The organism is Mucilaginibacter sp. 3215 (assembly GCF_050433785.1).
In the GTDB taxonomy this organism is placed as follows: Bacteria; Bacteroidota; Bacteroidia; order Sphingobacteriales; family Sphingobacteriaceae; genus Mucilaginibacter.
Genome location: NZ_JBNPWO010000001.1, coordinates 637,725 through 649,742 on the forward strand (window position 1 = coordinate 637,725; position 12,018 = coordinate 649,742).

The window sequence follows — 12,018 nt, forward strand, 5'->3', positions numbered from 1 at the left end:
TATGAAATATAATTACAAAGCAAAATGGTTTTACATGCTGATAGTTGTCTTCATGATGGCGGCATCATCATGTAAAACCGAAAAGATAGTTCCCGGAAGCGAGGCCCCCAAAGATATCGCCGGCAACTGGCGGGTGATCAAAGCTACCCGTAATGGCACCGATTTAACCTCCATTATTGATTTTAGCCAGTTCAGGATCAGCTTTACCGATAAAGGGTATACCCTGGTGAATAAACTACCCTTCCTGGTAAGCAAGGATGGTGCTTTTGCACTTGATGATCCGCAGTATCCGTTTAAGATCACCTTTACTGCCACGGGCGATAAGCCGGTTTCAACAGCTTTTACTTATCCTATAGTAAACGGCAAGAGGCAGCTTAGCATAACATTCAGTCCGGGCTGTACCAATAATACCTATGTGTACGTGCTTGAAAAAGCCAATTGATAAACTAAAAGCAACCGATAAATTATGAGATCATATTTACATATAAAAGGTAAAAATTTATGGAAGCTGTGTGCTTTGGTGGTGCTGGGTATTGCTTTAGCCTGCTGCGGCGAACAAATTACCAGTGTTGATCAGCCGGCCACAGCTACCGTAGGTTCAGTTGTGCCGATAACGGTACACTGTGATATCCCTACCGTGGGAGATGGAGGCCCCGACTACCTCATTTTTGGTTTTTTGGTGCCTAAAGGCTGGAAGGCGGCGCAGAATACCACCATAACTTACACCAGCAAACAAGGTAACGGAACCATGTCCCTGATACCCGACGGTACTTTGCCTAAAAAGGGCGATGGCCTTACCTGGTCGGCATACATGAAAAAGACCTTCGGTAATGGTGGTAACCTTATTGATGATATGGAATGGGTGGCTTACCAAACTGATAAAGCCTACAGCCATACCGGTGGGGTAGAGTTCATTGTCGACCTGAATATCAAAACAAAAGTAGGCGCCGATAACAATAACATGTTGGTAAAGCTGGGCTATACCATAACCGACAGCGGTAACGGTTTTACCAGCGATGGCAACGGTACTTATTACAGTGTGCTGCTTGGTAATACCTGTTTTGAAGTAACCGGCGGCAGCGGCGACCTGGTTGACTTTTGTAACCCGCAGCTTACCACTATCGATCCGCCGAAATCATTGGATAATGATTTTGTGACCTTAACCTTTGATGGTACAGTTACCGATACACAATTAAGCGGCGCAAGTGAAGTTTACCTGTGTGCAACCGCCTACACCAGCGACGGCAAAACCATAAAAGTATGTGAGCAAACCAATAAAACATTATTGAAACAAACTACTGCCACCAGTAAAAAGTACCAGCTTACGTTTTGGCCGAGATCATTCTTTAATGCAGGGGACACGCAAACCATCACAAGAATGGAGTACTTCCTTACAGATAAAACGGGCAAGGTAAAGGTAGGGTATGGTAATACTGATGCCCCGTTCACCTATACATTTAAATGCGGTTGATCTGAAAATGTAAATAACAAGCAAATGCACTAAACAATATTGCTTTTGCTAAAACGATATTTAAACCTTTTGCCAACAATTTTAAACCTGAAAAATATGGCTTATTGCTACATAAAGAAATGTTTAACAGGTATCACGCTGTTGATGCTGCTACTGGTTAAAACCAGCTATGCAGCCATGCAGCAGGATACAGCTGCCGTGGCGCCTGCACGGCCCGGTCAGGTAAGCGGTATTGTACTTGATGAGTATGGTAACCCACTGCAGGGTGTTAAAGTAATCAATAAAGGAAAAAATAGCACGCTGACTACCGGTAAAGACGGCATGTTTGCCATCAATGCCATAAAGGGAGATGCGCTGGTATTTACCGCCGTGAATTATAACGCCCGCCAGGTTACAGTTAAAAACACTGCTAAATTAACGGTGAGGCTCATAGACACCTATATCCAGGCACCTAAAACCATTAATGTGCTTTATGATACCATCAGCACATCAAAAAATGTGGGCGCCATATCAACTATCTATACCAATCAGCTTACCAGTACCCCAGCAACTTTATATACCTATGCTTTACCCGGGCAACTCCCCGGTTTATATACCCAGCAGTATAGCGGTTTCGCCGCACCTCAAACCGGTGTGCAGACTGTAAATGATTTTATCGGGGCGGTAGTGCAGCACAATAATTATTCGGCCAATGATAATACAGAGTTCGGCCTTTCATTAAGAGGGCAGGGGCCGATAACGATTATCGATGGTGTTCAGCGTGAGATAGCGTCGCTTGATCCGGAAAGTATCGAATCGGTTTCGGTGTTGAAGGATGCGCTTTCAAATATGATGCTCGGCATCAACAGTTCGCGCGGTACTTTACTTATTACTACCAAACGTGGTCAGGTGGGTACGCCGCATATTTCATTCACTGCACAAACAGGCACCCAGCAGCCTTTAGGCTTGCCAAACCCGCTGCCTGCTTATCAATATGCGTATTTATATAATGAAGCGTTACAAAACGATGGTAAGCCGGCCCTTTACAGCAGTGCCGATTTTAACGCCTACCGCAACCATACCGACCCTTTACGACATCCGGACGTTAACTGGTTTAAAACCATATTGCGCGATAATTCGCCGATGACCAGCTACAAGCTGAATGTTAACGGCGGTACCCAGGTAGCACGCTACAGTGTTTCATTAAACTACCTTGACCAGGCCGGGATGTTCCGCACGGCATCAGCTGTACCCTACAACACCAATAATGATCTTAACCGTTATATCATTAACTCCGATCTCGCAGTTAACGTAACCAAAAAATTTACTGTCGATCTGCAGTTATTTGGCCGTATCCAGCAAAGTACGCAGCCAGGAGCAGGGTATGGAAACATATTGGGCGCACTTTACAGCACGCCAAATAATGCATATCCGCTTTATAATCCAAATAACACATTTGGCGGTACAACAACATATACCAACAACCTGCTTTCGCAAACCGAGTTTTCAGGCTATCAGCGCACCAGCAGCAATGATGTACTGGCCAACCTCGATCTGAATTATAACCTTAGCAGCATAACACCAGGCTTGTCGGCAAAGGCAAAAGGCAATCTTGCTTTTTCATCGCAAAGTTTTTTAAATCGCTTATTGCAAAATAATGCCTATTCTTTTAACGCCGACAGTTCTTATTCGGCAGTGGGCTCATCAGTTGCGCAAAACAATTCGTTCAGTACGGTTTCGAGCGCCCGCTACTCGTTTGCCCAGGCATCAGTTAATTATGACAGGACTTTTGGTAAAAGCAATATAACCGGTATGGCACTGTATGATGTACGCTCGGTTGTATTAAACTATGACCTTTCGCAGGTAACAACAAACCGTGCATTAAAAGCGGGTTATAATTATGACGGTAAATACTTTATTGAAGCGGCTGTCAACAGTAGCGGTTATAACCGTTATCCTCCGGGCAATCAATATGGCTTGTTTTACGCCGGCGGTATTGGCTGGCAAATGGGTAAAGAGGATTTTATTAAAGATAATTTCAGCTGGATAAACGCATGGAAGTGGCGCGCCACCTATGGTAAAACCGGAAACAACAACGTAGATAATTACGGGTACTATAACTTTTTACAAACCTACGGCCCTTCGCAGGGCTATTCATACAGCACAGGTACCAGCAAAAGCCCGGTACAGGGTTATTTTGAAAACACATTGGCCAATCCATACATCCGTTGGGAAAAAGCCCGCAAGCTGGATATAGGGGCCGATATTTCCCTGTTTAATAATCATTTCAATATTACTGCCGATTATTACCACGACAGGTATTATGATCTGTTGCAGGTTAGAGGAAACAGTATTGCTTTGTTAGGTACTTCATATCCTTACGAAAATTTGGGTATTAATCTTTACAAAGGCGCTGAGCTTACTTTAACTTATCAAAATCACATCCAAAATTTCAATTACTTTATTTCGGGTAATGCCTCTATCCAATCGTCTAAAATTATTTTTAGCGACGAAGAGCCATATCCTTACCCATGGCTCAGGCACACCGGCCGCTCAACCAATGCTATTTATGGTTACACGGCTATCGGTTATTTCAAGGATGCCCAGGATGCTGCCACCAGTGCAACAACTACCGGTTACACCGCACAGGCAGGAGATGTAAAATACAAAGACCTTAACGGCGATCATATTATCAACCAGTTTGATGTTTCGGCCATAGGTGGTAACCGGCCGTTGGTTTATTATGGCTTTTCGGCGGGCTTCAATTACAAAGGTTTTAGTCTGAGTTTCCTGTTACAGGGCGTAGCGAACCGTGAGCTGATGTTCAATAACTCGCAGGTGAACGGCTTTGCAGGTGTGGGGTTCCTCGGGCTTACCTACAGCGGGCAGGCGTACGAAACCATTTTAGGCCGGTGGACACCTGAAACCGCTGCTACGGCTACTGCGCCAAGGTTATCAATAGGTAACGCCAATAATACCGCCAACTCAACCTTGTACCTGCGCAAAGGCAATTACATAAGGCTAAAAAATGCCGAGGTAGGTTACAACCTGCCTTATGAGTGGGCGCATAAGCTCAGGCTATCGGGTTTGAGAATATTTGTGAACGGCGAAAACCTGTATACACTGTATGGCTACAAAGATTTTGATCCGGAGGTATACGGTACTGCTTACCCAATTCAAAGGGTAATAAATGCCGGCGTTAACATTAAGCTTTGATTTTGGCCATCATAAAAATATTACGATCATGAAGAGTTTCAACAAAATAATTTTAGCGGCCGCCGGCATCTTAACCATAATGGCCGGCTGTAAAAAATATGAGCAGTTCCCGGTTGATAAGGTGACTATCAATTACGTGTTTGACAAAAAGGACTCCTTAGGTACCAATGCCCAAATGTTCCTGTATGGGATTTATGCAGCGCTCCAAAACGGGCACAACAGGGTAGGGAACGACTACCTTGACGCGGCCAGTGATGATGCCATGTCATCGGCTTCGGTATCATCAAATGTAGTAACCATACTTTCAACAGCATCTTATAATTCATATACTATCCCCGCCGGTGAAAACCTTTGGGCTTATTACTACGCAGGCATCCGCAAGGCAAATGAGTTTGTGAACAATATTGATGTAGTGCCGGTACTTGCACAATACCATGGTTACTCCATGAAATATGTATGGAAAAGCGAGGCACGTTTTTTAAGGGCACTGTATTATTTTGAACTGGTTAAACGTTACGGTGGCGTTCCCTTATTGGGCAACAAGGTGTTTACTATAACGGATAATGTGGCCTTGCCACGTAATTCCTTTGCCGATTGTATCAACTACATTGTAAGCGAATGCGATGCCATTAAGGATACCCTGATGACCGCGCCGCTGAGCAACCCTAATGCCGATTATCACCGCCCTACCAAAGGCGCCGCCATGGCTTTAAAGGCCAAAGTACTGCTATATGCTGCAAGCCCATTATTTAACGGGCAGAATATTGATGCCTCAAATCCGCTAACAGGTTACACCGATTTTAGCGCCGACAGGTGGGCACAGGCTGCTGCTGCCGAAAAAGCGGTAATGGACCTAAATGTTTATTCGTTATTGCCCAACTTTAAAGATGTATTTCTGACTCAAAACAGCTCTGAAAATATATTTATCCGGCAAACAGATAATTCATCCTCGATTGAAACCACTAACGGTCCGGTTGGATTTACCGGGGCAGTAGGCAAGGGGCAAACCAGTCCGACACAGCAATTGGTTGATGCCTTCCCCATGAAAAGCGGTTTGGCTATTACTGATCCGGCATCAGGTTATAACCCTGATAATCCTTACCAGAACCGCGACCCGCGCTTAACCTATACCGTGCTCTATAACGGTGCAAGATGGCTTAACTCAGATCTGCAATTGTATGAAGGAGGGGCCAGCAAACCCAACGGCTCATTACAGCAAACCAAAACAGGCTATTACATGCGCAAGTTCATGGGCAATTTTGAAAACACCAATGCCTACGCTGCTCATGTCATAGACTGGCAGATCCTGCGCTATGCTGATGTGGTTTTAGGCTATGCCGAATCACTCAATGAATCGGCCGGAGCAACTCCCGAGGTTTATAATGCTGTTATCAGCATCAGGAGAAGGGCAGGGATAGATGCGGGCACCGGCAATTACGGACTTAAAGCCGGTATGAGCAAAGCGGAGATGCGCGCCATCATCCAAAATGAGCGGCGCCTGGAAATGGCTTTTGAAGAGAACCGCTACTGGGACATCCGCCGCTGGAAAATTGCTGAAACGGTAATGAACCAGCCGCAAAAAGGGATCAGCATTGTGAAGATAGGCTCCAGCCTTACCTATAACGTGGTGAATGCGCTCACCACCAAATTCGAAGCGCCTAAGATGTACCTGTACCCGATACCTTATGACGAGGTTTTGAAGAACCCGAATATGAAACAAAATCCAGGATGGTAATCTCAAAACTTCAGCCAGTTAAACCAAAAAAATTAAGCTTTATGAGAAAAATAATACTTCTCTTCCAGATATTAATGATCCTGCTCCCGGCGGTGTCATTTGCGCAAAGCAGGACTGTAACAGGTACTGTACGCGATATTACCGGGGTATTGCCAGGGGTATCGGTAATTGAAAAAGGTGTTCCTAACAACGGTGCTATTACAGATCAGGGTGGTAAGTTCAGGCTTGTTCTTAAAGGGCAGTCAAATACCATCATTGTGCGTTTTATTGGTTATATCCCGCGTGAGCTCCGTGTATCTGAATCGGGCAGGATGGATATTATCCTGCAAACCAATACCAACGGCTTGGATGAAGTAGCCGTAGTAGCTTACGGAACTAAAAAAAGGATCACCAATACCGGTGCTGTAAGTTCCATTTCGGCCAGTGAGATCCGTACCGTGCCAACAGCCAACGTGCAAAATGCTTTAACCGGTAAATTGCCGGGCTTTTTTTCGCAGCAGGGTTCGGGCCAGCCGGGTAAGGATGCTTCCGATTTTTATATCCGCGGAATAAGCTCGTTAAACCCATCGGGTAACCAGCCGCTCATTATTGTAGATGACATCGAGTACAGCTATGACCAGCTGCAGCAGATCAATGTTAATGAGATAGAGAGCATCTCGATTTTGAAAGACGCGTCAACAACGGCTATTTATGGTATCAAGGGAGCTAACGGCGTATTGGTGGTAACCACCCGCCGCGGCAAGGCCGGCACCCCTAAAGTTAACCTTCGTGTGGAAGGCGGCATCCAGCAGCCTACTAAAACGCCGCAGTTTTTAGATTCATACAATACGGCGGTACTCATTAATGAGGCACAGCATAATGACGGCATCCCGCTTAGTTTTACCCAGCAGGACCTCGACCTGTTTAAAAATGGATCCGATCCATACGGTCACCCCAATGTTGATTGGTATAACAAGATCTTCAAGAAATACACCTATCAAACCAATGCCAACCTGGATATTTCGGGTGGTACAACCGGGGTAAAATATTTCATCTCGGGTGGCGCGCTCAACCAGAATGGCCTGGTACGTGATTTTGCCGATCCGCAAAGTTTGGTGAATACCAATTACTATTTTAAACGCTATAACTTTCGCTCAAACCTCGATCTGAAAGCCAATAAAACGCTTGATCTGCGACTGGACATTACCACCCGTTTTTCGGATCTGAACCAGCCTTATAACCAGAACGCCGTGAGCGAAGTATATAATTTTACCAAGGAAACGCCTTTTACGGCGCCATATCTTAATCCTAACGGAAGTTATTCATACGCCTATTCATCATTTAATCCCGATCACCTGCCAACGCTTAACGCCAGGCTGGCAACAGGAGGCTATCAACACTCCCGCCGTACCGATTTTAACGTACTTTTTGGCGCTACCCAAAGGCTCGATGCTTTAACTAATGGCCTTTCGGTAACGGGCAGGGTTGCTTATTCAAGCATTGAACAATTTACCAAGCAAATTTTTAACGGTGGTATCCCTGCCTATCATTATGATCCGGCTACTAATCAATATTCCTTAAGGCCGGGTGCTACTTATGTGTATCAAACTTATGCTTTAACGGGCAGCACCGATATCAATACCAATAATTACAACCTGCAGCTTTATGCCAACTACGACAGGACATTCCGTGGTTCGCACCATTTTTCGGGATTGTTGTTGTTCAATCAAACTTCGCAAACGTATTTCACCTATCCGCTGCTTGATGGCGCGCAGGTTGGTGTGCCGCAAAAGTTCCGCGGTATATCGGGCAAGGTGGGATATGACTTTAAACAGAAATTTCTGTTCGACTTTAACGTAGCCTATAACGGCACCGACCGCTTTGCCGCTAATCATCGCTTTGGGATTTTTCCGGCTGTAAGCTTTGGTTATAACATCGCCAAAGAGTCGTTCTTTGAAAAGGCCCTCCCTATGTTCAGTCTTTTGAAAATAAGGGGCAGTTATGGTTTGGTTGGTTCGGATGCAGCGCCGGGTAACCGTTATGTATATAACCAGGTATACAACCAGGGCGGTGGTTACAATTTTGGCGAAACAGCTCAAAACTACAATACTATATATGAAGGCTCATTGGGCAATCCGAACGTAGTTTGGGAACGTGCCAAAAAGATCGACATAGGCCTGGATGCCAACTTGTTTAATGATAAAATATCCATCACAGCCGATTATTTCCACGATATTCGTTACAATCAGCTGATTACACCGGGGAGTATACCGGAGATTTTGGGAGTTGGTTTGCCTGCCGTAAACATCGGTAAAACCCGTAACCAGGGCCTGGATGGGCAGATCAGCTATCATAGCACGCTTGGCAAAGTACAATACAACGTTGGTTTCGTGTTCTCGTACGCTAAAAACAAGATCCTATATGAAGATGAGGCTACCCCGGCATATCCATGGCTGGCGCAAACCGGTCATTCAATCGGGCAGCAATATGGTTATCATTTTTTGGGATACTATACCGCTGCCGATATTGCCGCCATCAATTCGGGAAGCAAATCGGTACCCGTACCTGATAACGGTATCCCACTACAGCCCGGCGATCTGAAATACCAGGACTTGAACGGTGACGACATTATTAACGTTTTTGACAAAAGGCCGATAGGAAACCCAAATCTGCCAAATACCATACTCGGTCTTTCATTGCAGGCTGTTTACAAAGGTTTTAGTGTAAGTGTGCTTTTGCAGGGATCGTTTAACTACAGTTTCGCGGTGATTGGTACAGGTATCGAACCATTTCAAAGCCAGTTTCAACCTATACACCAGGAACGCTGGACACCCGAAAACCCGGTTAATGCCGCCTTCCCAAGGTTAACTACCAATCCAACTTCGGTAAACAGCCCTACGGCTTATTTTTCTGATTACTGGTTATTAAACGCACATTACGTGCGGTTAAAAACCGTTGATATCGGTTACCAATTGCCAACTAAATTGTTGCCCTTCAAGATTAATAATGCCCGCATTTATATGAGCGCATATAACCTGCTCACGTTTGATAACTACAAAAAATATCAGCAGGACCCCGAAATTGCTACCAATACCGCGGGCGATGCGTACATTAACCAGCGGGTGATTAACCTGGGCATCCAGGCAGGTTTTTAAAAACCAATAGATAAACCATAAGGGGCCGGCGTTGCGGTGCCGGCTTCCTTTTTTGATTTGGCAGATAAACTTTAAATTAGGATATGTTTCCAATCATCGGCGATCTGATATATCATCTCTTCCATATCCGGATTGGATTTCCTATCCAAACGCTTGGTTTTTTTATAGCACTTGCCTTTCTATTTGCCTACATAGTGTTTACTTCAGAATTTAAAAGATATGAAGCTATTGGAAAGATCAGTGCATTTAAGCGGAAGGTAATCATCGGAAAACCCGCTTCGGCAGCTGAAATGATCATTAATTTTTTGCCCGGTTTTTTATTTGGCTTTAAACTTTTTGGAGCCGTTTTTAATTACCAGGTTTTTGCTGCAAACCCGCGGGCGTATATCCTTTCATTGCAGGGAAATTTAACAGCCGGCGTACTCATTGGCGGTGCATTTGCCTTTTGGATTTATCGCGATCGAAAGAAATTTGCATTGCCTAAACCGCAAACAGCCGAATATACTGTACACCCTTATCAATTAATGGGGCTGATTGTTTTCAGTGTTGGATTTTTTGGTTTCATAGGCGCCAAGCTTTTTGATATCGTTGAGCATTTTGGCAGGTTGAGATATGATCCGCTGGGTACTATATTTTCGGCCAACGGATTTGCTTATTACGGCGGCCTGATCTTTGGCGCATTGACTTATTTGTATATCGGCCACCGGCATAATATGAAACAGGTGCACCTTGCCGATATCGGTTCGCCGGGCATGATGCTGGCGTATGGCATTGGCCGTATTGGTTGCCAGTTGGCGGGCGACGGTGACTGGGGTAAGGTTAACCCACATCTAAAACCCGGTTTTTTAAGCTGGCTGCCCGATTGGATGTGGGCGTTCAATTATCCGCATAATGCTATCAATGCCGGTACACTGCTGCCCGGTTGCCTGGGTAACTATTGCAATCAACTGGCTAACCCGGTATACCCCACGCCGTTTTATGAGGCTGCACTTTGCATTGGTATGTTTTTGCTGATGTGGGTTTTTCGTAAACGGATAGTTACACCCGGTTTTATGTTTTTCCTGTACCTTGTGTTAAACGGTACCGAGCGTTTTTTGATAGAGAAGATCCGAATAAACCCGGTTTATCATTTTTTAGGTTTACCATTTACCCAGGCCGGCTTCATCGGTTTTTTAATGCTGATGGGAGGATTAACCGGCTTTATTGCGCTGTTTGTTAAACACAAAAGCCATCATCATAAACATTTACCAGTATAAATATTATTTAATGAAGAAAATTACCCTTGTTTGTTTAGCTTGTTTGGGCCTGGTTTTAACCAATAGAGCCTTTGCGCAAAAAGCTGACACTGTTAATCTTACCGATATTAAATTTAAGGCAGAGGCCGCACCGGAATGGTCGGCCCTGTTAAAGCGTGATTCGGGCTGGTTCGGGGGCGATGGTATTTATACTATCCCTTTGAATGGGAAGGAGACCGGCCAGGCAAAACATAACGATAAAGTGCTTTTTATTTTCAGCGATAGCATGATAGGCGCGGTGCGTGATAACACTATGGCTCCGGGGGCCACCATGATCCACAATGCCGTAGCTGAATTAAAAGGCAACGAGCCTTTGGATAAACAAATGAAATTTTATTGGGATAAAAATGCTAAAGGAAAACCGGAGTCGATTTTTATCCCCCATACACCTAAAACAGGAGCTACAGATTACTACTGGCTTGGCGATGGCTTTGTAAACCAGGCATTGAATAACAATATCTATATTTTTGGGTACAGGGTACATAACGTAAGCAACGAAGCATTTGGTTTCAGGGAAGTTGGCAATACACTCATCAAAATCCCCGCAAACAGTAAGCCTCCGTATAAAGACCTTAAACAAATGGATACGCCGTTTTACCTGGTAGATCAGAAAGGTGAAAGCGGATCGTTTGGTGCCGGGATCTACGTAAACACTAAAGAAGCCGGTGCGCCAAAGCCCGATGGTTATATTTACGTTTATGGGGTACGTGGCATGGCCAAGAACCTGATGGTTGCCCGTGTACTGCCCGGGGATTTTGAAGATTATAGTAAGTGGACTTTCTATAATGGCAAAGCCTGGGTTGCTGATATGGAACAGGTTGCCAATGTAACAAGCAGCGTATCAAATGAGTTAAGTTTTAGTCCGCTGCCGGATGGTCGTTATGCGTTGATATTCCAGGTAGGGGGGATGACCACATCGGTGGGGATGCGGATAGGTGCAAGCCCGGTAGGTCCGTTTGGCCCGATCATTAAATTATGGGATTGCAAGCCTGATCTTATCGCCAAAACGTTTGTGGTTTATAATGCCAAGGCGCATCCAAGCTTATCAAAGCCCGGTGAACTGCTGATCAGCTACAATATTAACTCCGTTGATTTTTTAAACGATCTGAAAAAATATCCAAACCTGTACCGCCCAAGGTTTATCAGGGTAAAATTTAATGAACACGAATAGGCTCGAATTGAAGGAGC

Annotated in this window: 7 protein-coding genes; all 7 read left to right on the forward strand. The window is 44.8% G+C overall.

The window, feature by feature from the left end:
- Position 1: 1 nt before the first annotated feature.
- The 7 genes from ABIC84_RS02800 to ABIC84_RS02830 all read left to right on the forward strand — a co-directional run bounded on the left by ABIC84_RS02800 (position 2) and on the right by ABIC84_RS02830 (position 12,001).
- Positions 2-442 (forward strand): DUF5004 domain-containing protein, encoded by a 441-nt coding sequence (locus ABIC84_RS02800; RefSeq protein WP_354483650.1) that lies wholly within the window; start codon positions 2-4, stop codon positions 440-442.
- A gap of 24 nt (positions 443-466) precedes the next feature.
- Entirely contained in the window at positions 467-1,471 is a 1,005-nt protein-coding gene (locus ABIC84_RS02805) for a DUF4961 domain-containing protein (RefSeq protein ID WP_429262596.1), read from the forward strand.
- A 96-nt stretch (positions 1,472-1,567) separates the two neighbouring features.
- Positions 1,568-4,666: a SusC/RagA family TonB-linked outer membrane protein gene (locus ABIC84_RS02810; protein WP_429262597.1), complete on the forward strand. Its 3,099-nt coding sequence runs from the start codon at positions 1,568-1,570 to the stop codon at positions 4,664-4,666.
- Between the two features lie 28 nt (positions 4,667-4,694).
- Complete coding sequence (locus ABIC84_RS02815; RefSeq protein ID WP_429262598.1) at positions 4,695-6,401, forward strand: RagB/SusD family nutrient uptake outer membrane protein; 1,707 nt, start codon at positions 4,695-4,697, stop codon at positions 6,399-6,401.
- 41 nt (positions 6,402-6,442) lie between these two features.
- Positions 6,443-9,535 carry a SusC/RagA family TonB-linked outer membrane protein gene (locus tag ABIC84_RS02820; RefSeq protein ID WP_429262599.1) on the forward strand — a complete coding sequence of 1,031 codons (3,093 nt, stop codon included), beginning with the start codon at positions 6,443-6,445 and terminating at the stop codon, positions 9,533-9,535.
- Between the two features lie 83 nt (positions 9,536-9,618).
- A complete protein-coding gene (locus ABIC84_RS02825; RefSeq protein ID WP_429262600.1) occupies positions 9,619-10,791 on the forward strand; it encodes a prolipoprotein diacylglyceryl transferase in 1,173 nt (390 codons plus the stop codon).
- A 10-nt stretch (positions 10,792-10,801) separates the two neighbouring features.
- Positions 10,802-12,001 carry a DUF4185 domain-containing protein gene (locus ABIC84_RS02830; RefSeq protein WP_429262601.1) on the forward strand — a complete coding sequence of 400 codons (1,200 nt, stop codon included), beginning with the start codon at positions 10,802-10,804 and terminating at the stop codon, positions 11,999-12,001.
- Positions 12,002-12,018: the final 17 nt, after the last annotated feature.